The 25,775-nt window shown below is 54.6% G+C and carries 18 protein-coding genes and 1 pseudogene; 14 read left to right on the plus strand and 5 right to left on the minus strand.

What is annotated here, in order from left to right; translation table 11 throughout:
• The first annotated feature begins 211 nt into the window (after window positions 1-211).
• A complete protein-coding gene (gene aas / locus MRY16398_RS04970; protein WP_071193777.1) occupies window positions 212-2,371 on the plus strand; it encodes a bifunctional acyl-ACP--phospholipid O-acyltransferase/long-chain-fatty-acid--ACP ligase in 2,160 nt (719 codons plus the stop codon).
• On the plus strand, window positions 2,364-3,557 hold the full coding sequence (gene lplT / locus MRY16398_RS04975) for a lysophospholipid transporter LplT (protein WP_125123924.1): 1,194 nt from the start codon (window positions 2,364-2,366) through the stop codon (window positions 3,555-3,557). Before aas ends, lplT begins: the two co-directional genes overlap by 8 nt.
• Window positions 3,558-3,589: 32 nt before the next feature.
• On the opposite strand, the gene MRY16398_RS04980 is transcribed toward lplT, so the two are convergent.
• The 5 genes and pseudogenes from MRY16398_RS04980 to MRY16398_RS30845 form a co-directional block, all read right to left on the minus strand.
• Window positions 3,590-4,630, minus strand: a complete 1,041-nt coding sequence (locus MRY16398_RS04980) for an NADP(H)-dependent aldo-keto reductase (protein WP_039077113.1) — start codon at window positions 4,628-4,630, stop codon at window positions 3,590-3,592.
• 133 nt (window positions 4,631-4,763) lie between these two features.
• Window positions 4,764-4,982, minus strand: a complete 219-nt coding sequence (gene ygdR, locus MRY16398_RS04985; protein WP_039077112.1) for a lipoprotein YgdR — start codon at window positions 4,980-4,982, stop codon at window positions 4,764-4,766.
• A gap of 142 nt (window positions 4,983-5,124) precedes the next feature.
• Entirely contained in the window at window positions 5,125-5,838 is a 714-nt protein-coding gene (locus tag MRY16398_RS04990) for a TerC family protein (RefSeq protein ID WP_039077111.1), read from the minus strand.
• A 61-nt stretch (window positions 5,839-5,899) separates the two neighbouring features.
• On the minus strand, window positions 5,900-6,595 hold the full coding sequence (mutH, locus tag MRY16398_RS04995; RefSeq protein ID WP_079498541.1) for a DNA mismatch repair endonuclease MutH: 696 nt from the start codon (window positions 6,593-6,595) through the stop codon (window positions 5,900-5,902).
• Window positions 6,596-6,746: 151 nt separating this feature from the next.
• Window positions 6,747-6,821, minus strand: a pseudogene (locus MRY16398_RS30845) (hypothetical protein); the annotation flags it as partial.
• A gap of 452 nt (window positions 6,822-7,273) precedes the next feature.
• Here MRY16398_RS30845 and rppH point away from each other — a divergent pair.
• The 12 genes from rppH (at window position 7,274) to recD (ending at window position 25,739) form a co-directional block, all read left to right on the plus strand.
• On the plus strand, window positions 7,274-7,804 hold the full coding sequence (gene rppH / locus MRY16398_RS05000) for an RNA pyrophosphohydrolase (protein WP_039077110.1): 531 nt from the start codon (window positions 7,274-7,276) through the stop codon (window positions 7,802-7,804).
• A gap of 12 nt (window positions 7,805-7,816) precedes the next feature.
• Window positions 7,817-10,063 (plus strand): phosphoenolpyruvate--protein phosphotransferase, encoded by a 2,247-nt coding sequence (ptsP, locus tag MRY16398_RS05005; RefSeq protein ID WP_039077109.1) that lies wholly within the window; start codon window positions 7,817-7,819, stop codon window positions 10,061-10,063.
• 287 nt (window positions 10,064-10,350) lie between these two features.
• Window positions 10,351-11,226, plus strand: coding sequence for a prolipoprotein diacylglyceryl transferase (gene lgt, locus MRY16398_RS05010; protein WP_039077108.1), 876 nt, complete (start codon window positions 10,351-10,353; stop codon window positions 11,224-11,226).
• A gap of 6 nt (window positions 11,227-11,232) precedes the next feature.
• Window positions 11,233-12,027 (plus strand): thymidylate synthase, encoded by a 795-nt coding sequence (thyA, locus tag MRY16398_RS05015; protein WP_039077107.1) that lies wholly within the window; start codon window positions 11,233-11,235, stop codon window positions 12,025-12,027.
• 184 nt (window positions 12,028-12,211) lie between these two features.
• A complete protein-coding gene (locus tag MRY16398_RS05020) occupies window positions 12,212-12,676 on the plus strand; it encodes a prepilin peptidase-dependent protein (protein ID WP_039077153.1) in 465 nt (154 codons plus the stop codon).
• Window positions 12,670-13,233 carry a prepilin peptidase-dependent protein gene (locus tag MRY16398_RS05025; RefSeq protein ID WP_125123925.1) on the plus strand — a complete coding sequence of 188 codons (564 nt, stop codon included), beginning with the start codon at window positions 12,670-12,672 and terminating at the stop codon, window positions 13,231-13,233. Before MRY16398_RS05020 ends, MRY16398_RS05025 begins: the two co-directional genes overlap by 7 nt.
• Entirely contained in the window at window positions 13,230-13,637 is a 408-nt protein-coding gene (locus MRY16398_RS05030; protein WP_079498506.1) for a DUF2509 family protein, read from the plus strand. The genes MRY16398_RS05025 and MRY16398_RS05030 overlap by 4 nt, the downstream gene beginning before the upstream one ends.
• Window positions 13,622-13,942 carry a prepilin-type N-terminal cleavage/methylation domain-containing protein gene (locus MRY16398_RS05035; RefSeq protein WP_039077104.1) on the plus strand — a complete coding sequence of 107 codons (321 nt, stop codon included), beginning with the start codon at window positions 13,622-13,624 and terminating at the stop codon, window positions 13,940-13,942. Before MRY16398_RS05030 ends, MRY16398_RS05035 begins: the two co-directional genes overlap by 16 nt.
• A 12-nt stretch (window positions 13,943-13,954) precedes the next feature.
• On the plus strand, window positions 13,955-17,326 hold the full coding sequence (recC, locus tag MRY16398_RS05040) for an exodeoxyribonuclease V subunit gamma (RefSeq protein WP_125123926.1): 3,372 nt from the start codon (window positions 13,955-13,957) through the stop codon (window positions 17,324-17,326).
• A gap of 157 nt (window positions 17,327-17,483) precedes the next feature.
• On the plus strand, window positions 17,484-20,372 hold the full coding sequence (ptrA, locus tag MRY16398_RS05045) for a pitrilysin (protein ID WP_125123927.1): 2,889 nt from the start codon (window positions 17,484-17,486) through the stop codon (window positions 20,370-20,372).
• Window positions 20,365-23,910 (plus strand): exodeoxyribonuclease V subunit beta, encoded by a 3,546-nt coding sequence (gene recB / locus MRY16398_RS05050; RefSeq protein WP_125123928.1) that lies wholly within the window; start codon window positions 20,365-20,367, stop codon window positions 23,908-23,910. The genes ptrA and recB overlap by 8 nt, the downstream gene beginning before the upstream one ends.
• Window positions 23,907-25,739: an exodeoxyribonuclease V subunit alpha gene (gene recD, locus MRY16398_RS05055; RefSeq protein WP_125123929.1), complete on the plus strand. Its 1,833-nt coding sequence runs from the start codon at window positions 23,907-23,909 to the stop codon at window positions 25,737-25,739. Before recB ends, recD begins: the two co-directional genes overlap by 4 nt.
• The last annotated feature ends 36 nt before the right edge of the window (window positions 25,740-25,775 follow it).

The following is a 25,775-nucleotide window of genomic DNA, read 5'->3' on the forward strand; positions in this document are numbered from 1 at the left end:
GCTGGCGAGCTAACGCGCCGCCAGCCACAATCAAGATCCCAGAGGTATTGATTGGTGATTATTTCGGTACGCATTTCGTACTTAATTTCTTGCACCAACCTGCGCGGATGCGCAGGTTTTTTTTCGCCCGCATTTCGCCGTCCCCCACTTCTCGTGTAATCTGCCACAATTTATTCATAACCTGTCGAATTGACTAACAAAAGGAGTTGAAATGTTATTTGGCTTTTTTCGTGGCCTTTTTCGCGTCCTGTTCCGTGTGCGACTCACGGGCAATACACAGGCGTTGCACGGCGAGCGCGTGCTGATTGTCCCCAACCATGTCTCCTTTATCGATGGGATTTTGCTGGCGCTTTTTCTTCCTGTTCGCCCGGTCTTTGCGGTTTATACCTCCATTAGCCAGCAGTGGTACATGCGCTGGCTTAAACCGATCATCGATTTTGTGCCGCTGGATCCGACGAAGCCGATGTCCGTCAAACACCTTGTCCGCCTGATTGGCGAAGGGCGTCCGGTAGTGATTTTCCCGGAAGGGCGCATTTCGGTGTCCGGCTCGCTGATGAAAATCTACGATGGTGCGGGATTTGTGGCGGCGAAGTCGGCGGCAACCGTCGTACCGCTGCGTATAGAGGGGGCGGAGCTGACCTTTTTCAGCCGTCTGAAAGGGCTGGTTAAACAGCGGTTATTCCCACAGATTCATCTGCATGTTCTGCCGCCAACGCAACTGCCAATGCCGGAAGCGCCGCGCGCCCGCGACCGCCGTAAAATTGCCGGTGAGATGCTGCATCAGATTATGATGGAAGCCCGCATGGCGGTGCGTCCGCGCGAAACCTTATTCGACGCCTTCCTTGCCGCACAATATCGTTACGGCGCAGGCAAGCACTGCGTAGAAGACATTAATTTCACCCCGGACACTTACCGTAAGCTGCTGACCAAGACACTCTTTGTCGCCCGTATTCTCGACAAATACACGGCACAGGGTGAGAAAATCGGCCTGATGTTGCCGAACGCCGGTATCAGCGCCGCGGTGATTTTTGGCGCCATCGCCCGCGGGCGCGTTCCGGCGATGATGAACTACACCGCCGGTGTTAAAGGGCTGACCAGCGCCATTACCGCGGCGGAAATCAAAACGGTATTTACCTCGCGTACCTTTATGGACAAAGGGAAGCTCTGGCATCTGCCGGAACAGCTAACCCAGGTGCGCTGGGTCTATCTGGAAGATTTAAAAGGCAGCGTCACGCTGGAAGATAAGCTGTGGATCTTTAGCCGCGTGCTGATGCCACGTCTGGCGCAGGTGCCGCAAAAACCCGAAGATGCGGCGATCATACTTTTTACCTCCGGTTCTGAGGGCAATCCGAAAGGGGTTGTCCATAGTCATAAAAGTATTCTGGCGAACGTCGAGCAAATCCGCACCATTGCCGATTTCACCGCCAATGATCGCTTTATGTCGGCGCTGCCGCTGTTCCACTCTTTTGGTCTGACGGTGGGGCTGTTTACGCCACTGTTGACCGGGGCAGAAGTGTTCCTCTACCCAAGCCCGCTGCACTATCGCATTGTGCCGGAGCTGGTGTACGACCGGAACTGTACCGTGCTGTTCGGCACATCGACATTCCTGGGGAATTACGCCCGCTTCGCCAATCCGTATGACTTTTTCCGCCTGCGTTATGTGGTAGCAGGGGCTGAAAAGCTCCAGGACAGCACCCGTCAGCTTTGGCAGGACAAATTTGGTCTGCGCATTCTGGAGGGCTACGGGGTAACAGAGTGCGCGCCAGTGGTGTCAATCAACGTGCCGATGGCGGCGAAGCCCGGTACCGTTGGGCGTATTCTGCCCGGTATGGACGCGCGCCTGCTTGAAGTGCCGGGTATTGATGACGGTGGCCGGCTGCAACTGAAAGGACCGAACATCATGAACGGTTATCTGCGCGTGGAGAACCCCGGCGTGCTGGAAGCGCCTGCGGCAGAAAATGCCCAGGGTGAGCTGGAAAGCGGCTGGTATGATACGGGCGATATTGTGCGCTTTGATGAGCAAGGCTTCGTGCAGATTCAGGGCCGTGCCAAACGCTTTGCCAAAATTGCCGGTGAGATGATTTCGCTGGAGATGGTGGAGCAACTGGCGCTGGCAGTATCGCCTGAGAAGATGCATGCCACGGCGATCAAATCCGACGCCAGCAAAGGCGAGGCGCTGGTCCTGTTCACCACCGATGAACAACTGACGCGCGAGAAACTCCAGCAACAGGCGCGTGCGCAAGGCGTGCCGGAACTGGCGGTTCCGCGCGATATACGCTTCCTCAAACAGTTGCCGTTACTGGGCAGCGGGAAGCCTGACTTTGTGACGTTAAAAGGCATGGTTGAAGAGGCGGAAACCCAAAATGCATGAGTCAGTACCCACTAACACTTCACTGTGGTCGAAGGGGATGAAAGCGGTCATTGTCGCCCAGTTCCTGTCGGCCTTTGGTGATAATGCGCTGCTGTTTGCCACCCTGGCGCTGTTGAAAGCGGAGTTCTACCCCGACTGGAGTCAACCGATCCTGCAGATGGTGTTTGTGGGCGCTTACATCCTTTTTGCCCCCTTTGTCGGGCAGATCGCCGACAGCTTCCCCAAAGGGCGCGTGATGATGGTCGCCAACGGCCTCAAGCTGTTGGGGGCGGCCAGCATTTGCATCGGCATCAACCCTTTCATCGGCTATACCCTGGTGGGCGTGGGAGCGGCGGCCTATTCCCCGGCGAAATACGGTATCCTGGGTGAACTGACAACCGGCGACAAACTGGTCAAAGCGAACGGACTGATGGAGTCCTCAACGATTGCCGCAATCCTGTTGGGTTCCATGGCGGGCGGTATTCTGGCTGACTGGCACGTGCTGGCTTCGCTGGGCGTCTGTGCGCTGGTCTACGCAGGCGCGGTGGCGGCAAACCTGATGATTCCACTCCTGGTGGCTGCGCGTCCGGGACAGTCCTGGCGTTTCACCCCGATGACGCGCAGTTTTTTCTCTGCCTGTTCATTGTTGTGGCGCAATGGCGAGACGCGTTTTTCACTGGTTGGTACCAGCCTGTTCTGGGGCGCGGGTGTAACGCTGCGTTTTCTGCTGGTACTGTGGGTGCCCGTTGCGCTGGGCATTACGGATAACGCCACGCCGACTTATCTCAATGCCATGGTGGCGGTGGGCATTGTGGTGGGAGCCGGGCTTGCCGCAAAACTGGTTACGCTTGAGACGGTGGCGCGTTGTATGCCTGCCGGGATTTTGATTGGCGTGGCAGTAACCTTCTTTTCGTTACAACATGCAGTACTTCCGGCTTATGGAATCTTAATGCTTATCGGCATGCTGGGTGGTTTTTTCGTAGTGCCACTTAATGCGCTGTTGCAGGAGCGGGGTAAGCGTTCTGTTGGCGCAGGAAACGCTATTGCGGTACAGAATCTCGGCGAGAACACCGCCATGCTGTTGATGCTGGGACTCTACTCCCTGGCGGTCAAAGTGGGTGTGCCGGTGGTTGGTGTCGGTGTCGGGTTCGGCGTACTGTTTGCGCTGGCAATCGCGGCACTGTGGATTTGGCAACGCCGCCGCTAAGAGACAGGCCGGGTTACCCGGCCTGATTCATATTAGGGTGCCGGGTAGGTATAGACCTGATGCACCGCTTCAATTTCGGCGAGCACCTCTTCGCTGAGCGTAAGATGCAGACTTTCCACATTCGTTTTTAGCTGTTCCATTGTTGTTGCGCCCAGAAGGGTGCTGGCAACGAACGGCTGACGACGCACAAATGCCAGCGCCATCTGCGCCGGATCCAGATTGTGGCGTTTGGCGATATCCACGTAGGCAGCAACCGCTTTTTGCGCCTGCTCGCCACTGTAACGGGTAAAGCGGCTGAACAGGGTGTTGCGGGCACCTGCGGGTTTCGCACCGTTCAGGTATTTCCCGGTGAGGGTGCCGAACGCCAGGCAGGAGTAAGCCAGCAGCTCAACCCCTTCATATTGCGTCACCTCAGCCAGACCCACTTCATAGCTACGGTTAAGCAGGCTGTAGGGGTTTTGAATGGTGACGATGCGCGGTAATTCGTGTTTTTCCGCCAGTTGCAGATAGCGCATCACGCCAAAGGCCGTTTCATTCGACACGCCGATATAGCGAATTTTGCCCGCGCGCTGGAACTCGGTCAGCGCCTCCAGCGTTTCCAGTAGCGTGACGACAGGGGCGGATTCCGTCCACTTATAGCCCAGTGTGCCAAAACAGTTGGTAGGACGCTGCGGCCAGTGCACCTGATAGAGATCGAGATGATCGGTTTGCAGGCGTTTCAGGCTCGCTTCAAGCGCGAGGCGGATATTTTTACGATCCAGCGCCTGGTTTGGTCGAATGCTATTGTCATTATTGCGCGAGGGGCCGCTAACCTTCGAGGCGAGGACCACTTTCTCACGATTGCCGCGCTTCGCCAGCCAGTTACCGACATAGGTCTCCGTCAGCCCTTGTGTTTCCGGGCGCGGTGGGACGGGATACATCTCTGCGACATCAATCAGGTTGATCCCCTGGCTGATGGCGTAATCAAGCTGTGCGTGGGCGTCGGCTTCGCTGTTCTGTTCACCAAACGTCATTGTGCCCAGCCCCAGGGTACTTATCTCAAGTGAACTGTGGGGGATACGGTGATAGTGCATAGCCGGCTTCCTTTAACTTACTTTACTGCGTCAGTTGTCCTGACAAAGGAATATAAACATGGCAGAGGGCAGAACAAAGGGAAAGAGGGGAGACCAAAAAAGGTCAGCAGGTGACTGACCTTTTTAAAGATTTTTAGCGCTCGAGGATCTGAGAAACATCATCACGGTTGATCTGCATCTTATTGCCTTGCTGGTCATGGTAACTAACCAGGCCGGTTTCATCGTCAATTTCTGGCTTACCGTCAGTCAGGATCATCCTGCCATCTTTGGTTGCCATAACGTAATCACTACTACAACCTGAAACTGCAAATGCCAATCCAACTGCAGAGATAATCACTGCCCATTTTTTCATCGTTCTGTCCTCATTTGGCTCGTGTCTCACATCATTCTAGTAATAACCTGATGTATCAGTGCAAAAAAGGGGGAAAATCTTAAAGTGTGGGTAGGGACAAAAAGACGGGGAAAATAGCTTCCCCTTGCGGGGAAGCCTTGTATTACGACGGGTTTTTCTTACCGCGCATCAAGTTGAGCGTCTCAACTGTGATAGAGAAGAACATCGCGAAGTAGATATACCCTTTCGGTACATGAATCGAGACGCTTTCCAAAATCAGGGTAAAGCCCACCAGAATCAGGAAGGATAACGCCAGCATTTTCACCGAAGGATGGCGATTCACAAACTCACCAATAGGGCGTGCGGCAAACATCATCACGCCAACCGAAATCACCACTGCCGCCATCATAATAAACAAATGGTCGGACAGGCCAACTGCAGTAATGACGGAATCGAGACTGAAAATAATGTCCAGCAGCATAATCTGTACGATTGCCCCGAGAAACGAGTGGACATTGGTTTTCAGATCCTCTTCATCACCTTCGATCGTTTCGTGGATCTCTTTACTGGCTTTCCATATTAAGAACACACCGCCACAAAACAGGATCAGATCGCGCGCAGATACCGCATGATCCAATACGCTAAACAGCGGGGTGGTCAGTTTTGTCAGCCAGGCGATTGAAGCCAGCAGCAGCAATCGCATGACCATCGCGGCAGCCAGACCGAGCCTTCGGGCGTGGTTACGCTGCGCGGTGGGCAGCTTCGCCACAACCAGTGAGAGGAAAATAATATTGTCGATCCCAAGCACAATCTCCAACAGCGTTAGCGTGCCAAGGGCAAGCCAGGCATTGGGATCGGTAATCCATGCAAATAACATCTATAAAGTCCTGCCAAAAAAGAAAGGCTGATTATAAGCGCCAGCCGCGCGGAGGTAAAAGTTAATCCCCTGGCACCAGGAAATGGCGGGCGAGCAGCGCGCCGGTGAAATTCTTTTTCAGATAGAAACCACGCGGCAGCGTCAGGATAGGTTCTCCATGTGCGCCGACGGCTTCGGTCAGCGCTTTGCTGTTTGCCGCTTTCGGGCGCAACTGCAACACCTCCCCGTGACGCGCTGTAATACGCTCAACCTGGCCAAGCACAATCAAGTCCATCAACTCTTCCCAGTCCATGCGCAACTGGGTTTCTTCCTCTTCACTGGGACTCCAGAGCAGCGGCGAGCCTACGCGGCGCTCGGCAAGGGGAATGTCGCGCGAACCTTCGATGGGGATCCATAACACGCGGCGCAATTTATGACGTACATGACTGGTTTCCCACACCACCCCTGTATTGCCTGTTAGCGGGGCGACGCAGACAAACGTCGTCTCCAGCGGCCGGCCCGCGCTATCGATGGGGATCGTTTTCAGCTCTACGCCCAGCGCTGCGAAATCCTGCTCCGGTTTACTGCCTGCACTGGCGCCGAGCCACTGCTCCAGCAGGATACCCGTCCAGCCTTTATCGCGTTTCAGATCGCGAGGAATGGGTAATCCGGCAAGCCGGGCAAGTTCACCCAGGGTGTAGCCTGCGAGATGTTGCGCCTGGGTAAGCAACTGAATTTCAGACTCAGGAGACGTTAGTAAAGGTTGTATGGCGGACATGCTAAAACCTTGATTAAAAAATGAACTGCAATTATGCACACCGTCGCTGGCTGCGATCTTTTTCCACCCGCCCTGGTAAAAGGACTGATTCATAAGATAATTTTCCGTGAAAAAGGTGGTGTTGCGCAACTCGCTACGCGGTTGTTCAAATCTGGTCACTGACAATGAACAGGATCTTACACCATGTTATCCACAGAAAAATGGGATAACTGGGTAAAAGTGTCACTACTGTTTCGATTTACAGCCTTGACGTGCGACGAAAATCGAATTTCTGCACAAAATGTGCCTAAGTTATTGGCATAATCTGTGGATAAAAACGACGTTGTTCGATCTTTCATCAGTACAAGGATCACTATAGTGACGATCATCACATTATGTGATGCAAATACAGAAATAAACCTATTAACTCAATGAATTTAAGGTAATTATTCACTGGGTCGATTATTTGCATATTCAGACTACTCCGGGTTTTCCAATGTTAAATCTCCGGTTCTTCACAAGTCTATCCACAGAAAAGGTGAATAAAACCGGGCAGGCGAGGGGGCGTCTGTTTATAACTTTGCCGATAATTGTGAGTTATTCAAATGTTATCCGTTTGTTCCGTCGTAATTGAGTGGTTTACCGTTTTCCACGAGTGTGAAACAATCGATTAATTCAGGTTTATTTTGAGGTAGTCCGGTGATTGATGACGATGGCTACCGCCCAAATGTGGGTATCGTAATCTGTAATCGACAGGGCCAGGTCATGTGGGCCAGACGCTTCGGGCAGCACTCCTGGCAGTTTCCCCAGGGGGGAATCAACCCAGGCGAGTCTCCGGAGCAGGCGATGTTCAGGGAGCTGTTCGAGGAAGTAGGCTTAAATCGTAAAGATGTTCGAATCCTTGCTTCTACCCGTAACTGGTTGCGTTACAAGTTACCGAAACGTTTGGTGCGTTGGGATACAAAGCCGGTCTGTATCGGCCAGAAACAAAAATGGTTTCTTCTGCAATTGGTCAGCAGTGATGCTGATGTCAATATGCAAACCAGTAGTACCCCTGAGTTTGATGGCTGGCGCTGGGTGAGCTACTGGTATCCTGTTCGTCAGGTAGTGTCGTTCAAACGCGATGTCTACCGACGGGTGATGAAAGAGTTTGCAGGGGCCGTGATGGCGCTTCAGGAGATTCCGCCTAAGCCACAAAGTGCACCTGCCTGGCGACGTAAAAGAGGTTAAGCCACGCACATTATGCTCACCCGCTTGCGAGAAATCGTTGAAAAAGTTGCCAGCGCGCCGCGACTGAATGAAGCGCTGGAAATACTGGTCACAGATATTTGCGAGGCGATGGAGACGGAAGTTTGCTCCGTCTACCTCGCAGACCATGACCGGCGTTGTTATTACTTAATGGCGACTCGCGGTTTAAAAAAGCCGCGCGGGCGTACGGTCACTCTCGCATTTGATCAAGGTATCGTCGGCCTGGTAGGCAGGCTGGCGGAACCTATTAACCTTGCTGATGCGCAAAAACACCCCAGTTTTAAATACATCCCTGCCGTAAAAGAAGAGCGTTTTCGCGCTTTTCTCGGCGTGCCGATTATTCAGCGTCGTCAGCTTCTCGGTGTTTTGGTTGTTCAGCAACGTGAACTGCGCCAGTACGATGAAAGCGAAGAATCCTTCCTGGTGACGCTGGCTACCCAAATGGCGGCCATTCTCTCTCAGTCGCAACTAACCGCGCTGTTTGGTCAGTATCGCCAGACACGTATTCGCGCGCTTCCTGCGTCATCCGGCGTGGCCATTGCCGAAGGCTGGATGGATGAAACGCTGCCGTTGATGGAACAGGTTTATGAAGCCTCGACCCTCAACACAACGCTTGAACGGGAAAGGCTGACCAGCGCGCTGGAAGAGGCGGCGGGCGAGTTTCGTCGTTATAGCAAGCGCTTTTCTGCGGGTGCGCAAAAAGAGACGGCGGCGATTTTCGATCTTTACTCGCATCTGCTTTCCGATGCGCGTCTGCGTCGTGAGCTGTTTGCCGAGGTAGATAAAGGTCTGGTCGCTGAATGGGCGGTCAAAACGGTTATTGAACGATTCGCCGAGCAGTTTGCGGCATTGAGTGACGGTTATCTGAAAGAACGCTCTGGCGATTTACGCACGCTCGGCCAGCGCTTACTGTTCCATCTCGATGATAATATTCAAGGCCCCAATACCTGGCCGGAACGCTTTATTCTTGTTGCCGATGAATTATCTGCGACAACGCTGGCGGAGCTTCCGCATGACAGGCTCGCGGGTGTTGTAGTCCGCGATGGCGCATCCAACTCCCATGCGGCAATCATGGTTCGTGCGCTCGGGATCCCGACGGTTATGGGGGCGGATATTCAGCCTTCTGTGCTGCATCGTCGCACGCTGGTGGTGGACGGCTATCGCGGTGAGCTGCTGGTGGATCCAGAGCCCGTTCTGTTGCAGGAATACCAGCGACTTATCACCGAAGAGAATGAATTAACCCGGCTTGCCGAAGATGATGTGAACCTCGCCGCGCAGCTTAAAAGCGGTGAGCGCATCAGGGTGATGCTCAACGCGGGGCTCAGTCCGGAGCATGAAGAGAAGCTCGGTAGTCGTATTGACGGCATCGGGCTTTATCGCACCGAAATTCCCTTTATGTTGCAAAGTGGTTTTCCGTCGGAGGAAGAGCAGGTTGCGCAGTATCAGGGCATGCTGCAGATGTTTAACGATAAGCCGGTGACCCTGCGTACGCTGGATATCGGCGCGGATAAACAGTTGCCGTATATGCCGATAAGCGAAGAGAACCCGTGCCTGGGCTGGCGTGGCATCCGGATTACACTCGATCAGCCGGAAATCTTCCTTGTGCAGGTACGCGCAATGCTGCGTGCGAACGCGGCTACCGGAAATCTCAGCATCCTGCTGCCGATGATCACCAGTATTGATGAGGTGGATGAAGCAAAACGGCTGATTGAACGTGCCGGGCGTGAAGTCGAAGAGATGATTGGTTACGCCATTCCGAAACCGCGTATTGGCGTGATGATTGAAGTACCATCAATGGTGTTTATGCTCTCGCACCTGGCGAATCGGGTCGACTTTATCTCTATCGGCACTAATGACCTTACTCAGTATATTCTGGCGGTTGATCGTAACAATACGCGTGTGGCCAGTATGTATGACAGCCTGCATCCTGCCGTGTTGCGCGCGCTGGCGATGATTGCCAGAGAAGCCGAACAGGCGGGCGTCGATCTGCGTCTGTGCGGTGAAATGGCGGGAGATCCCATGTGTGTGGCGGTGCTGATTGGCCTTGGCTTTAGCCATCTGTCGATGAACGGTAAGTCGGTAGCGCGTATTAAATATCTGCTACGGCGTATTGATTTTGCTGAGGCGCAAACGCTGGCCAACCGTACGCTTGAGGCGCAACTGGCGACCGAAGTACGACATCAGGTCGCGGCATTTATGGAGCGACGCGGTCTGGGTGGTCTTATTCGCGGTGGGTTGTAGAGGCAAGTTCCCGGGAGCACAGACAACTCTGTGACCGGGGCGCGGTGGGGGAGCTAGCGTGTCTGCGGCGTGAAGGATGGCGGGTAATACCCTAAATCATTTGCGTTGCAGGAAGCCAACGCACCTGCGGCGTAAAGGATGACGGGTATACATATCTTTTACAACTTCGCCGCATCCAGCCTGACCTCCTTATGCTATCATTCGCGCCTTTGGAGCGCCCGCCAGAACGGGCGCGCATCTATACCGCTGTCCACTTTCGGCGGAATAACAACATGTTGTGGTGACAGATGAATAGTGGCTATCTGCGTTTTCCTGAATTTGATCCAGTAATTTTTTCCATTGGGCCGGTTTCTCTTCACTGGTACGGGTTGATGTACCTTGTTGGCTTTGTCTTTGCCATGTGGCTCGCAACCCGTCGTGCTGGCCGTCCAGGCAGTGGCTGGACGAAAAATGAAGTTGAAAATCTGCTCTACGCAGGCTTTCTTGGGGTGTTCCTGGGCGGGCGTATTGGCTACGTTCTGTTCTATAATTTCCCGATCTTCCTCAACGATCCGCTGTATTTGTTCCGCGTCTGGGACGGCGGCATGTCTTTCCACGGCGGCTTGATCGGCGTTATCGTCGTGATGATCGTCTTTGCCAAACGCACCAAACGTAACTTTTTCCAGGTTGCAGATTTTATTGCCCCGCTGATTCCTTTTGGTCTGGGGGCCGGACGTCTGGGTAACTTTATCAACGGCGAACTGTGGGGCCGTGTCGATCCGAGCTTCCCGCTGGCAATGCTCTTCCCGGGGTCGCGCGCAGAAGATGCCGCATTACTGCCGTCTCATCCGCAGTGGCAATCCATTTTTGACACTTACGGCGTTCTGCCTCGTCATCCTTCCCAGTTGTATGAGCTGGTGCTGGAAGGCATCGTGTTATTCATTATCCTGAATCTCTATATCCGCAAACCTCGCCCGATGGGGGCTGTGTCTGGCCTGTTCCTGATTGGCTATGGCGCGTTCCGTATCATCGTTGAGTTCTTCCGCCAGCCGGATGCACAATTTACGGGGACGTGGGTGCAATACATCAGCATGGGGCAGATCCTCTCCATCCCGATGATTGTTGCGGGTATTATCATGATGGTTTGGGCGTATCGTCGTCGTGCGCCGCAACACGTTTCCTGAGGAACCATGAAACAGTATTTAGAACTGATGCAAAAGGTGCTCAATGAGGGCACCCCGAAAAACGACCGTACAGGGACGGGCACGCTCTCTATTTTTGGCCATCAGATGCGCTTTAATCTGCAGGACGGTTTTCCGCTGGTGACCACCAAGCGTTGCCATTTGCGCTCCATTATTCATGAGCTGCTGTGGTTCCTGCAGGGCGATACCAACATCGCTTACCTGAAAGAGAACAAGGTCTCTATCTGGGATGAATGGGCTGATGAGCAGGGCAACCTCGGGCCGGTTTATGGCAAACAGTGGCGCGCCTGGCCAACGCCGGATGGTCGTCATATTGACCAGATCTCGACCGTACTGAACCAGTTGAAAAACGATCCGGATTCACGCCGTATCATCGTGTCAGCCTGGAACGTGGGCGAACTGGATAAAATGGCTCTTGCGCCGTGCCACGCGTTTTTCCAGTTCTATGTCGCGGACGGCAAGCTCTCCTGCCAGCTCTACCAGCGCTCTTGCGATATCTTCCTTGGTCTGCCTTTTAATATCGCCAGCTACGCATTACTGGTGCATATGATGGCGCAACAGTGTGACCTGGAACCTGGAGATTTTGTCTGGACCGGTGGCGATACTCACCTGTACAGCAACCACCTGGAGCAAACGCGCCTGCAACTGAGCCGCGAACCGCGTGCGCTGCCTACGCTCAAAATCAAGCGTAAGCCCGCATCGCTGTTTGATTACCGCTTCGATGATTTTGAAATCGAAGGCTACGATCCGCACCCGGCGATTAAAGCCCCGGTCGCTATCTGACCGAACGCAGCATCGCATAACCGGCGCCACAGAGCGCCGGTTTTTTTATCCTCATTACGTATTCTTCGGCATATCTTCCAGACCGTTTGTAACCCGCTGCAAACCCGCCAGTTTGTTTCGTGACGTCTCGTAAAACGGGTACCGGCCGCTCGCCATTATGACGATGCTGCGCCAGACTGCCGCCATGAAAAACGAACACGGATTTACTCTGATTGAGACGATGGTTGCGGTGGCGCTGATCGTTATTCTGAGCGGCATCGGGATTACCGGCTGGCGTACCTGGCAGGCCCAGCAGCGCTTATGGCAAACCGCGTTACAGGTGCGGCATTTCCTGGAGATGCTGCGCGATGATGCCAACTGGCATAACCAGGAGCGGCTTATTCTGGCATCCCGTTCTGAGGATGCCTGGTGCCTGCATACCCAGGAGCTGCAAACAGGCTGCTCGATCGATTCCCCGTATCTTATTCGCCCTGTGTGGCCTGAGGTTAACCTCGTGGAAATTACACCTTCATTAGGTTTCTATGGCCTGCGTAATACGGCATGGGGAGGGCATATTCGGGTCGCAAGTGATGCGGGTGAGTGGCGGATCGTGGTGTCGGGCTGGGGGAGGATACGGATGTGTCAACGTGCGGCGGACGAATCATGTTAGACCGGCAACAGGGGTTTTCCTTGCTGGAGACCTTGCTGGCGATGGCGATAGGGAGCGTTATTCTGCTGGCGGCGGCGCGCTTTCTTCCCGCGTTACAGTTTGCTGTGCTGCAACAGACTCGTCATCAGATGCTTGAAGATGAACTCTGGCAGCGCCTGTATACCGTTGCCAGGCACATTCAGCGTGCCGGATATTGCAACGGTGAATGTGTGGGGCAAGCGTTGACTATCGGGCGTAATGGGAGTTGCGTGGTGGTGCAATGGGATGCTAACAGCAACGGACGATGGGAAACATCGCCGGCCAGCGATGCCGACCAGACGGGGTTTCGTCTGCAAAACGGCGTGCTGGAAACCTTGCGCGGCGCAACATCCTGCGAGGGAAAGGGCTGGGATAAAATGACGGATCCCAATACGGTAGATATCACCCTGTTTACGGTAACCCGGCAGCAAACCACTGGCTTGGCGCCTGTCTTTACCATCAGTCTTGCAGGCCAAATCAAAGAGCAGAACACGCAACATATTTCGGCTGCCTTTAGCGTGAGTGGTTTTAACTTGTGAACCGTGAGCGCGGGATGTCTTCACTGGCACTGGTGCTGCTTATGCTCATACTCGGTAGCCTGATGCTTAATGGGTTAAATCAGCAATTGAAGACCCATATACGCCGGGTGAGCACGGAGAGCGAGCACCTTCGCCAGTATGCGCAGGTGCAGTCGGCGATGATGTGGGCGCAAAGGCACCCCTGGCTCAGGGAGCCCGCATTGCAATGTCTGCAACACCCCACTGAACCCTGGCAGGCATGCCTGCGTGTGTTCACAGACCAGGCTGTGTTATTAACCGTGGAAAGTGGCAAACAGCGTTTATGGCGAGGCGGGTATATTGAGCGTAACAATGTGGTGTTTTCCGCACACGGCTGGAGTGATTTTTGCCCACGTAAGGAAACGGCGCTATGTCAGATTCCATAAGACAGCGCGGATTTAGCCTGCCCGAAGTGCTGCTGGCTATGGTTTTGCTGGTGATGGTGGTTACCGCGCTGGGAGGCTATCATCGGGCGCTTGCCTCCGGTTTTCACGCATGGAGCCAGTACCGACTTTTGTGGCGCCACGCCTGGCAGCAGGCGCAAATGTATCCGCCGCCGCTACCCGCAGGGTGGCAGGTACAGAAGGAGCAGACAAGCGACCAGGGATGTGTCAGCATCAGGGTTATTATCATTTCGCCAGTGGGCAGAAAAGGGCAAATGACGCGAACATTTTGCCCAAACAGCCAGTAGTCAGGAGCACGTATGCTAAGGGTTTATCACTCCAATCATTTGGATGTGCTGGAAGCATTGATGGAGTTTATCGTTGAACGCGACCACCTCAGCGATCCTTTTGAACCCGAAGTGGTGCTGGTTCAGAGCACGGGTATGGCGCAATGGCTGCAAATGACGCTGGCGCAGAAGTTTGGCATTGCCGCCAATATCGACTTTCCGCTCCCTGCCAGTTTTATCTGGGATATGTTTGTGCGTGTCCTGCCGGACATCCCAAAAGAGAGCGCATTTAATAAACAGAGTATGAGCTGGAAACTGATGTCGCTGCTACCAGAGATGCTGGAGCAGGACGAATTTGTCATGTTGCGCCACTACCTGAGCGATGACGACGACAAGCGCAAGCTGTTTCAGCTTTCCTCCCGTATTGCGGATCTTTTCGACCAATACCTTGTCTATCGCCCGGAGTGGCTCACCCTCTGGGAAGCCGGGAAAAAAGTGGATGGTCTTGATGAGGCGCAAATCTGGCAGGCGCCGCTATGGCGTCGTCTGGTGGAGCATACAGCCGAGCTTGGACAGCCGCACTGGCACCGTGCCAATCTTTATCAGCGCTTTATCAATGTGCTTGAATCGGCTGAGCAGTGCCCGCCTGGGTTACCGTCGCGTGTATTTATATGTGGCATTTCAGCGCTGCCGCCAGTCTACCTACAGGCGTTACAGGCGCTGGGTAAGCATATTGATGTACACCTGCTCTTTACCAACCCTTGCCGCTACTACTGGGGTGATATTAAAGACCCGGCATTTTTAGCCAAACTGCTGACCCGCCAGCGCCGACATCATCGCGACGAGCGAACGCTGCCTCTTTTTCGTGATGCGAGTGCTGTACAAGGCTTGTTTAACAGCGATGGTGAGCAAAATTTACCGAACCCACTGCTTGCCTCATGGGGCAAACTGGGGCGCGATTATGTGCACCTGCTTGCCGGGCTGGAGAATTACCAGGACCTGGATGCGTTTGTCGATGTTACGCCTGGGCACATTTTACAGAACCTGCAATACGACATGTTGGAACTGCAAAATAGCGCCGTCGCAGGAGTGAATGCCGAAGAGTATGAGCGCAGCGATAAAAAGCGCCTGCTTGAGCCCGACGACCGTAGTGTGACGGTTCATATCTGTCATAGCCCACAGCGGGAAGTTGAAGTATTACATGACAATCTGCTGGCGATGCTGGAGGCCGATCCGTCGCTAACGCCAAGAGACATTGTGGTGATGGTGGCTGATATCGACAGCTACAGTCCGTATATCCAGTCTGTTTTTGGTAGCGCTGTGGGTGAGCGTTACATTCCTTACGCCATTTCTGACCGCCGTGCACGTCAGGCGCATCCGGCGCTACAGGCATTTATTAGTTTGCTGTCGTTACCCGATAGCCGCTTTGTTTCGGAAGACGTACTGGCGCTGCTGGATGTCCCCGTGCTGGCGGCGCGTTTCAATATTGATGAAGAGGGATTGCGTTACCTGCGCCAGTGGGTCAATGAGTCGGGCATTCGCTGGGGAATGGATGACGATAATGTCCGTGAACTGGAACTCCCGGCGACCGGACAACATACCTGGCAATTTGGTTTAACCCGCATGCTGCTGGGATACGCGATGGAAAGTCGTCAGGGGGAATGGCAATCCATTCTGCCTTATGATGAATCCAGCGGGCTGATTGCTGAGCTGGTCGGTCATCTCGCTTCCTTGCTCATGCAGCTTAATACCTGGCGGCAGGGACTGGCGCAGGCGCGTCCGCTTGAAGAGTGGCTGCCGGTCTGTCGGGAGATGCTCAATGACTTTTTCCTGCCCGATCAGGACACAGAAGCCGCGCTGGCGCTCATCGAACAGCAGTGGCAGGCGATAATTGCACAGGGTATTGATGCAGCGTACGGCGAAGATATCCCACTTTCCGTCTTACGCGACGAACTGGCGCAGCGTCTCGATCAGGAGCGCATCAGCCAGCGCTTTCTGGCCGGTCCGGTGAATATCTGTACCCTGATGCCAATGCGTTCTATCCCTTTTAAAGTGGTATGCCTGTTGGGTATGAATGACGGCGTCTACCCGCGAACCCTTGCACCGCTGGGGTTCGACCTGATGAGCCATCAATCCCAGCGCGGCGACCGTAGCCGTCGTGATGATGACCGCTACCTGTTCCTTGAGGCGTTGATTTCCGCGCAGGAAAAACTCTACATCAGCTATATCGGTCGCTCGATTCAGGATAACAGCGAACGTTTTCCGTCTGTGCTCGTGCAGGAGTTACTTGATTATATTGGGCAAAGCCACTGCCTGCCGGGTGATGAAGCGCTAAATTGCGATGAGAGTGAAAAGCGCGTTAAAGAACATATTTGCTATCTACACCCTCGTATGCCGTTTGATGCTGCCAATTTCCGCCCTGGCGAATGGCAAAGTTTTGCCAGCGACTGGTTGCCCGCGGCAAGCCAACAGGGCGCGGCGCACCCTGAATTTATTCAGCAACTTTCCCCGCTTGCGCTGGAATCGCTGACGCTTGAGCAACTGTTGCGTTTCTGGGCACACCCGGTACGCGCCTTCTTCCAGATGCGACTGCGCGTCAATTTCCGTGCGGAAGAGAGCGATATCCCCGATGCCGAACCTTTTATTCTGGAAGGGCTAAGTCGCTACCAGCTCAACCAGGAACTGCTCAATGCGCTGGTGGACCAACAGGACGTTGAAAAGCTTTTTCGTCACTATCGTGCGGCAGGAGCATTGCCCTATGGCGCGTTTGGCGAGATTATCTGGGAAGCCCAGCAGCTTGAAATGCAGGAGTTGGCAGACCGGGTGATCGCGCAGCGCCAGCCCGGTCAAAGCATGGAGGTCGATCTGGAATGCGCAGGCGTGCATCTGAGCGGATGGCTGGCGCATGTACAGTCCGATGGCCTGTTACGCTGGCGACCATCGAAACTCAGCGTTACCCAGGGCTTGCAACTTTGGCTTGAGCATCTTGTCTACTGTGCTAGCGGCGGGGTTGGGGAGAGTCGTTTATTTGTCCGCAGTGGTGGCGAATGGCGTTTCCCTGCGATGAAGCCGGACGACGCATTGCAACATTTGGCGCTCATGATTGAAGGCTATCGCGAAGGGATGGCAAAACCATTGCTGCTGCTACCAGAAAGCGGTGGCGCATGGATAAAAGCCTGTTACGACGCAGCAATTGATGCCATGTTATCGGATGAGACAACGCTGCAAAAAGCGCAAAGTAAATTCTTGCAAGCGTATGAAGGCGGTTTGTTTTCAAGCGGCGAAGGTGAAGATATCTGGTATCAGAGGCTGTGGAGAACCCTCACCCCTGAGCATTACCTGCAGATAACGACACTTTCGCAGCGTTACCTGTTACCGCTGTATCGATTTAATCAGTCCAAATGACTGTATAAAAATTGCGCAAATAAGAGCCATCCTTTATTATGCGCGACGGGTCACGGACTGATATACCAAGAGTTCGGCATGCTGCCGACGCACGTTTTGCCCCGAAAGTTTCAGCAAGGCTGGAAAGCGAGGGGATTGTTAATGATGAGGTTCGTGAATGCCCCGCAGCACCTGGTTAAAAGCTTTCGTTGTGTTCTTTGCCCTCTGGGCGTCGTACAGTCAGGCAGATAATGGTTGGCAGCCGATACAAGAAACTATCCGTAAGAGCGATAAAGATACCCGCCAGTATCAGGCGATTCGTCTCGACAACGGCATGGTAGTACTGCTGGTTTCCGATTCCCAGGCGGTAAAATCCCTTTCTGCAATTGTCGTCCCGGTAGGTTCCCTTGAAGACCCTGCCGCGCATCCCGGCCTTGCCCATTATCTTGAGCATATGTCTCTGATGGGCTCGAAAAAATACCCGCAGCCGGATAGCCTCTCCGAATTTCTGAAAATGCACGGTGGTAGCCATAACGCCAGCACCGCGCCCTATCGCACCGCGTTTTATCTGGAAGTGGAAAACAACGCGCTGGAAGGGGCCGTTGACCGACTGGCTGATGCGATTGCCGCACCGTTGCTTGAGAAAAAATATGCCGATCGCGAGCGTAACGCTGTCAATGCAGAGTTGACCATGGCGCGTACCCGTGACGGGATGCGTATGGCGCAGGTGAGCGCGGAGACCATCAACCCGGCGCACCCTGGCGCACGCTTCTCTGGTGGTAACCTCGAAACGCTGAGTGATAAGCCCGGTAGTCCGGTGCACGAAGCGCTGCTCGCGTTTCACGAAAAATACTATTCTGCCAATCTGATGAAAGCGGTGATTTACAGTAATCGCCCTTTGCCTGAGCTGGCGAAAATTGCGGTTGATACCTTTGGCCGGGTGCCGAATAAAAACATTGAACGTCCAGCTATCGACGTTCCGGTAGTTACCGATGCGCAAAAAGGCATCATTATTCACTACGTTCCGGCGGTGCCGCGCAAGGTGCTGCGCGTTGAATTTCGCATTGATAACAACACCGCGCAATTTCGTAGCAAAACGGATGAGCTGATCACCTATCTTATCGGTAACCGTAGCCCGGGAACGCTTTCTGACTGGCTGCAAAAACAGGGGCTGGCAGAAGGTATCCGGGCAGATTCTGACCCGGTCGTGAACGGAAATAGCGGTGTGCTGGCTATCTCTGCCACTCTGACGGATAAAGGCCAGGCCAACCGTGATAAGGTGGTGGCGGCTATTTTTAGCTATCTCACCATGCTGCGCGAGAAGGGCGTGGATAAGCGCTATTTTGACGAACTGGCGCACATTCTGGATCTCGATTTTCGCTACCCGTCGATTACGCGTGATATGGGATACGTTGAATGGCTGGCGGACACCATGATCCGCGTGCCGGTGGCGCATACGCTGGATTCGGTAAATATTGCCGACCAGTACGACGCCAAAGCCGTGCAGGCACGTCTGGATGAAATGACGCCGCAAAATGCCCGTATCTGGTATATCAGCCCTACTGAGCCACATGACAAAACAGCATATTTTGTCGACGCGCCGTATCAGGTGAATAAAATCACCCCACAACTGTTTGCACAGTGGCAGCAGCAGTCGGCCGAAATTACGCTGAAAACTCCCGAACTTAATCCGTATATTCCGGATGACTTTACGCTGATCAAACCGGCGAAAGAGTACACTAATCCGGAGCTGATCGTTGACGAGCCAAATCTGCGGGTGGTCTACATGCCGAGCCGCTATTTCGCGAACGAACCGAAAGCGGATGTGAGCGTGGTGCTGCGTAATCCAAAAGCGATGGATAGCGCGAAAAACCAGGTAATGTTCGCCCTGAACGACTATCTGGCGGGGATCGCGCTGGACCAGTTAAGTAATCAGGCGGCGGCAGGCGGCATCAGTTTCTCGACCAATGCCAATAATGGTCTGATGCTCAACGCCAACGGGTATACCCAGCGTTTGCCACAGTTGTTCCAGGCGTTGCTGGCGGGATATTTCAGCTATACGCCGACCGCAGAGCAACTTGAACAGGCGAAATCCTGGTATGCGCAAATGATGGACTCCGCGGATAAAGGCAAAGCATTTGATCAGGCTATCATGCCAGTCCAGATGCTCTCTCAGGTGCCTTACTTCCAGCGAGAAGACCGTCGTGCGCTGCTGCCGTCAATCACACTGGATGACATTCTTGCTTATCGTGATGCACTGAAAACCAATGCGCGTCCTGAATTTCTGGTAGTGGGGAACCTTACCGACCAGCAGGCTAAAGACCTGGCGCACGGCGTTCAGGAGCAATTGAGCGCGAAAGGTAGCGAATGGTGTCGCAACAAAGAGGTACTGATCGACAAACCGCAGTCGGTGATATTCGAAAAAGCAGGCAACAGCACCGATTCCGCGTTGGCCGCCGTGTTTGTTCCGTCAGGGGTCGATGAGTATACCAGCTCGGCTTATAGCGCAATGCTCGGGCAGATCATCCAGCCGTGGTTTTATAACCAATTGCGTACCGAAGAGCAGCTTGGTTATGCGGTTTTCGCCTTCCCAATGAGCATTGGCCGTCAGTGGGGGATGGGTTTCTTATTACAGAGCAACAGCAAGCAGCCTGCCTGGTTGTGGGAGCGTTATAAGGCCTTCTTCCCAACTGCGGAAGCGAAGCTGCGTGCCATGAAGCCGGAAGAATTTGCGCAAATCCAACAAGGGGTTATCGCGCAAATCCAGCAGGCGCCGCAGACGCTGGGCGAAGAAGCCTCAAAACTCAGTAAAGATTTTGATCGGGGCAATATGCGCTTCGATTCACGTGATAAAGTAGTGGCTCAGATAAAACTGCTGACGCCGCAGAAACTTGCCGATTTCTTCCATCAGGCGGTGGTTGAGCCGCAGGGCATGGCGGTATTGTCACAGATTTCCGGAAGCCAAAGTGGGAAAGCGGAGTATGCGCAGCCCGAAGGGTGGAAAGTCTGGGACAGCGTCAGCGCGTTGCAGCAATCTTTACCCCTGATGAGCGAGAAAAATGAGTGAAACCGCTGAGACCCTTGATCCACTCCGCTTGCCGCTAACCGGCGAGCGCCTGATTGAAGCCTCTGCGGGCACCGGTAAGACCTTCACCATCGCCGCACTTTACCTGCGGCTGTTACTTGGTTTAGGCGGCAATGCCGCCTTTCCACGCCCTTTAAACGTCGAAGAGCTGTTGGTGGTGACCTTTACCGAGGCCGCCACCGAAGAACTTCGCGGTCGCATTCGCAGCAATATCCATGAACTTCGCATCGCCTGTTTGCGCGAAACAACGGACAACCCGTTATATGCCAGCCTGTTGCGCGAGATCACCGATAAGCAACAGGCCGCGCAGTGGCTAATGCTCGCTGAACGGCAGATGGATGAAGCGGCCGTCTTTACTATCCACGGTTTTTGCCAGCGCATGCTTAGCCTCAACGCCTTTGAATCCGGCATGCTGTTTGAACAGCAACTGATCGAAGACGAGTCACTGCTGCGCTACCAGGCCTGCGCAGACTTCTGGCGTCGCCACTGTTACCCCTTGCCGCGTGATCTGGCGCAGGTGGTTCACGAGTCGTGGAAAGGCCCGCATGATTTGCTCAAAGCCATCGACCGCTATTTGCAGGGTGAAGCGCCGCAAATCAAAGCCGCACCGCCAGCGGATGAAACGCTGGAGAGTCGCCATCAGAAAATCATTGAGCAGATCGATAGCGTTAAGCAGCAGTGGGTTGCGTCCGTGGACGAACTGGGGCCGCTAATTGAAGGCTCCGGGATCATGCGGCAAAAATTCAATCGTACCAACCAGGCCCGCTGGATCGAGAAGATCAGCGCCTGGGCCAATGAGACGACCTGTAGTTATCAGTTACCGGAAGCGCTGGAAAAGTTTGCGCAATCGTTCCTGCGTGAGCGGACCAAAGAGGGCGGTGTGGTACCGGAACATGCGGTTTTCGAGGCGATTGAAACCTTACTGAATGCACCGCTGACGCTCAACGATTTGATGCTAACAAGCGCGATGCGCGAAATCCGTGAAGCGGTGGCCAGAGAAAAGCGTCGCCGTGGCGAACTCGGTTTTGACGACATGTTGAGTCGGCTGGACAGCGCCTTGCAAAGCGCGAGTGGCGAGGCGCTGGCAACGGCGATCCGCACCCGTTTCCCGGTCGCCATGATTGATGAATTTCAGGATACCGACCCCCAGCAGTATCGTATTTTCCGTCGTATCTGGCACCACCAGCCGGAAAGCGGGCTACTTCTGATAGGCGATCCGAAACAGGCTATTTACGCGTTTCGCGGGGCCGATATTTTTACCTACATGAAAGCGCGCGATGAAGTAAACGCCCGCTATACGCTTGATACCAACTGGCGTTCCGCGCCGGGAATGGTGGAGAGTGTTAATCAGCTTTTCAGCCAGACCGACAACGCCTTTATGTTTCGGCAAATCCCTTTCCAGCCAGTGAAATCAGCGGCGAAGAACCAGTCGCTGCGGTTTACGATAAAAGGAGAAAAACAGCCAGCAATGGCGATGTGGCTGATGAAAAGCGAGGGTGTCGGCGTCGGGGATTATCAAACCTTTATGGCTGAACTCTGCGCGACGCAAATCCGCGACTGGCTGATAGCCGGGCAGAAGGGGGAGGCGTTGCTGCATGAGGGAAAAACGACTCGTCCTGTAAAAGCTTCTGATATTACCGTGCTGATTCGTAGCCGCCATGAGGCGTCACTGATTCGCGATGCGTTGGGTCTTCTTAATATTCCCTCGGTTTATCTTTCTAACCGTGACAGCGTGTTTGATACCCCGGAGGCGCAGGAGCTGCTCTGGCTATTACAGGCGGTGCTGGCGCCGGAACGTGAAAACACGTTACGTAGCGCGCTGGCGACCTCCATGCTCGGTTTGAGTGCGCTGGATATCGAAACGCTTAACCAGGACGAAGCCGCCTGGGATGCGATAGTAGAAGAGTTTGCTGGCTGGCGGGACATGTGGCTTAAGCGCGGCGTTATGCCAATGCTGCATGCATTGATGAGTGCGCGCCACGTGGCGGAAAACCTGCTGGCGACGCCGGGTGGCGAACGCCGTCTGACGGACATTTTGCACTTGAGTGAATTACTGCAGGAAGCAGGCACACAGGTAGAGAGCGAACATGCGCTGGTGCGTTGGCTGGCACAGCATATCGCCGAACCGGATGCGAATTCGTCGAGTGAACAGTTGCGTCTGGAAAGCGACAAACATCTGGTGAAAATCGTCACCATCCATAAATCGAAAGGGCTGGAATACCCGCTGGTCTGGCTGCCTTTTATCGCCAATTTCCGCGTTCAGGATCAGGCGTTTTACCACGACCGCACGTCGTTTGCGCCAGTGCTGGACCTCAGCAAAGCCGAGGAGAGCATTGAACTGGCGGAGACGGAACGCCTGGCGGAAGATCTGCGTCTGCTGTATGTGGCGCTGACGCGCTCGGTCTGGCATTGCAGTCTGGGAATTGCCCCTATTTCTCGTCGTCGCGGCGAGAAAACGGGTGACAGCGATTTCCATCTCAACGCATTGGGGCGGCTTATTCAGCAGGGACAACCTCGCGATGCGCAGGGGCTTCGGGCCTGCGTCGAGGCGCTGTGTAACGATAATATCGCCCTTTGTATGCCCGATGTGCCGGACAACGTTCGCTGGCAGGCGCCGCAAGACGTCGTGCAGGCGTTAACAGCCCGCCAGATGACGCGAACCATACGTGATGACTGGCGCGTGACCAGTTATTCCGGGCTGCAACAGCGTGCGCATGGCATTGCGCAGGATTTATTGCCGCGTCTGGACCTTGATGCCGCCGGGGAGCGAGATCTGCTGGCTGAGCCAATGCTGACGCCGCATCAGTTCCCACGTGGTGCCTCGCCGGGGACGTTCTTACACAGCCTGTTTGAAGATCTGGATTTCACCCAGCCGATTGCCCCAGCCTGGGTGGCAGAGAAACTCCAGCGCGGCGGTTTTGAAGAGCACTGGCAGCCGGTTATTAGCGAATGGATCGACACGATCCTTCACGTTCCCCTGGCCGATACGGGGGCGTCGTTGCATCAGTTAACGGCAAAGGAAAAGCAGGTAGAGATGGAGTTCTATATCCCGATTGCCCAAAATCTGCGCGCCGGGACGCTCGATGCGCTGATACGCCAGTACGATCCGTTGTCTGCCGGCTGTCCGCCGCTGGATTTTCGCGAGGTGCGCGGCATGCTAAAAGGGTTTATTGACCTGGTATTCCGCCACGAAGGGCGTTACTACCTGTTGGATTATAAATCGAACTGGCTGGGAGAATCCGCCGAGGCCTATACCCGTGAGGCAATGGCTACCGCCATGCAATCTCACCGTTACGATTTGCAGTATCAACTTTATACACTTGCCCTTCATCGTTACCTGCGCCACCGCATCGCCGGGTACGATTATGAGCGCCACTTTGGTGGTGTTATTTACCTCTTCCTGCGTGGCGTCGAGGCCGATAATTCGCAGCAGGGGATCTTTACCACCCGGCCTGACGCGGCACTGATAAGCCAGATGGATGCCCTGTTTGCCGGGGAAACACTGGAGGTGGCGCAATGAGACTGCGTACGTTACTGCAACACGCCGTAGAGCTAAAAATCTTGCGTCCGCTGGATGTGCAATTCGCCCTGACCGTGGCAAGCGATGATGAACCGGCGGTAATGCTGGCAGCGGCAATGCTGAGCTTTGATGCCGGAGAAGGGCATGTCTGCCTGCCTCTTTCCCGTTTAGCGCCGGAAAACCTGCCCGCCAGAGCGCATCCGCTGTTGGCTTCTCTTTATGAAGAAGCCGGTTATCCGGCGGACTGGCGAAAAACGTTACTGGCCTCGCCTGCGGTGAGTGAGGGGGAGGTGGCAACGCCGATGATCCTCGTGGGTGAGCGACTGTATCTGAACCGTATGTGGTGCAACGAATGCAGTATTGCCGACTTTTTTGCCAGGGTTAATCAACCGTTGGAGGTAGATGAAAACCGTCTGCGGCAGGCGCTGGACGACCTGTTTCAGCCTTCGGATGACATTAACTGGCAGAAGGTGGCAGCGGCGGTTGCGCTTACCCGCCGCGTATCGGTGATCTCGGGCGGCCCTGGCACCGGGAAAACCACGACGGTGGCGAAGCTGCTTGCCGCGCTGGTGCAAATGGCTGATGGCGCACGCTGTCGCATTTGTCTTGCCGCACCAACCGGAAAAGCAGCCGCTCGCCTGACGGAATCTTTGGGAGCGGCGCTTCGCCAGTTGCCGTTGACTGACAAACAAAAGGCGACGCTACCTGATGAAGCCAGTACCCTGCATCGTCTTCTGGGCGCGCTGCCCGGTAGCCAACGGCTGCGTTATCACGCTGGCAATCCACTGCATCTGGATGTGCTGGTGGTGGATGAAGCTTCGATGATTGACCTGCCGATGATGTCGCGGCTGATTGATGCACTGCCGCAACATGCCCGGGTGATATTCCTCGGGGACCGAGACCAGTTGGCGTCCGTAGAAGCCGGTGCGGTACTCGGAGACATTTGCGCCTGGGTCAATAAAGGGTTTACGCCAGAGCGTGCCGCGCAGCTCTCGCGGATAACAGGAACAACCGTACCCGCAGGAGAAGGCACTTCGGCCAGTGCGCTACGTGACAGCCTGTGCCTGCTGCAAAAAAGTTACCGCTTCGGCAGCGATTCGGGTATCGGGCAACTGGCGGCGGCGGTTAACCGTGGTGATAAAACGGCGGCAAGCGCGGTGCTGAGCCAGGGCTTTAGCGATATCGAAAACAAGCACCTGCAAAGCGCAGAAGACTATCAGAGCATGATTGATGATGCGCTGGCAGGCTATGGTCATTTTCTTGGGCTGGTACGCGATGGCGCGCAGCCGCAAGAGGTCCTCGCCGCTTTTGGCGAATATCAACTGCTGTGCGCATTGCGTGAAGGGCCATTTGGCGTGAGTGGGCTGAACGATCGTGTTGAGCAGGCGCTGGTCCGGCAGCGACGGATTACCCGCCCGGCGCATGCGCGCTGGTATCACGGCAGGCCGGTCATGATCACGCGTAATGACGCCTCGCTGGGGTTGTTTAACGGCGATATTGGTATTGCGCTCGATCAGGGGCAGGGCATTCGTGTCTGGTTCCCGTTACCTGACGGTAGTCTGAAATCGGTACAGCCCAGTCGTTTACCGGAACATGATACCGCCTGGGCGATGACGGTGCATAAATCGCAGGGCTCGGAGTTTGATCATGCGGCACTGATTTTGCCAGGCCAGATTGTGCCAGTGGTAACAAGAGAGTTGGTTTATACCGCGATTACCCGTGCGAAAAAACGCCTGTCGCTGTATGCCGATGAACGCATACTGGCGCAGGCCATTGCCACGCGTACCGAACGGCGAAGCGGGCTAAACGCCATTTTTGAAACGCTGTAGAACATAGCCCTCACCCGGCGGTGAGGGCTGTGGGGC

It is taken from the genome of Phytobacter sp. MRY16-398 (genome assembly GCF_003925915.1).
GTDB classification, from domain to species: Bacteria; Pseudomonadota; Gammaproteobacteria; order Enterobacterales; family Enterobacteriaceae; genus Phytobacter; species Phytobacter diazotrophicus.

Coding starts and splice junctions, on each gene's coding strand:
- aas (WP_071193777.1), top strand. CDS start 212: ATGTTATTTGGCTTTTTTCGTGGCCTTTTTCGCGTCCTGTTCCGTGTG.
- lplT (WP_125123924.1), top strand. CDS start 2,364: ATGCATGAGTCAGTACCCACTAACACTTCACTGTGGTCGAAGGGGATG.
- MRY16398_RS04980 (WP_039077113.1), bottom strand. CDS start 4,630: ATGCACTATCACCGTATCCCCCACAGTTCACTTGAGATAAGTACCCTG.
- ygdR (WP_039077112.1), bottom strand. CDS start 4,982: ATGAAAAAATGGGCAGTGATTATCTCTGCAGTTGGATTGGCATTTGCA.
- MRY16398_RS04990 (WP_039077111.1), bottom strand. CDS start 5,838: ATGTTATTTGCATGGATTACCGATCCCAATGCCTGGCTTGCCCTTGGC.
- mutH (WP_079498541.1), bottom strand. CDS start 6,595: ATGTCCGCCATACAACCTTTACTAACGTCTCCTGAGTCTGAAATTCAG.
- ptsP (WP_039077109.1), top strand. CDS start 7,817: ATGCTCACCCGCTTGCGAGAAATCGTTGAAAAAGTTGCCAGCGCGCCG.
- lgt (WP_039077108.1), top strand. CDS start 10,351: ATGAATAGTGGCTATCTGCGTTTTCCTGAATTTGATCCAGTAATTTTT.
- thyA (WP_039077107.1), top strand. CDS start 11,233: ATGAAACAGTATTTAGAACTGATGCAAAAGGTGCTCAATGAGGGCACC.
- MRY16398_RS05020 (WP_039077153.1), top strand. CDS start 12,212: ATGAAAAACGAACACGGATTTACTCTGATTGAGACGATGGTTGCGGTG.
- MRY16398_RS05025 (WP_125123925.1), top strand. CDS start 12,670: ATGTTAGACCGGCAACAGGGGTTTTCCTTGCTGGAGACCTTGCTGGCG.
- MRY16398_RS05035 (WP_039077104.1), top strand. CDS start 13,622: ATGTCAGATTCCATAAGACAGCGCGGATTTAGCCTGCCCGAAGTGCTG.
- recC (WP_125123926.1), top strand. CDS start 13,955: ATGCTAAGGGTTTATCACTCCAATCATTTGGATGTGCTGGAAGCATTG.
- ptrA (WP_125123927.1), top strand. CDS start 17,484: ATGCCCCGCAGCACCTGGTTAAAAGCTTTCGTTGTGTTCTTTGCCCTC.
- recB (WP_125123928.1), top strand. CDS start 20,365: ATGAGTGAAACCGCTGAGACCCTTGATCCACTCCGCTTGCCGCTAACC.
- recD (WP_125123929.1), top strand. CDS start 23,907: ATGAGACTGCGTACGTTACTGCAACACGCCGTAGAGCTAAAAATCTTG.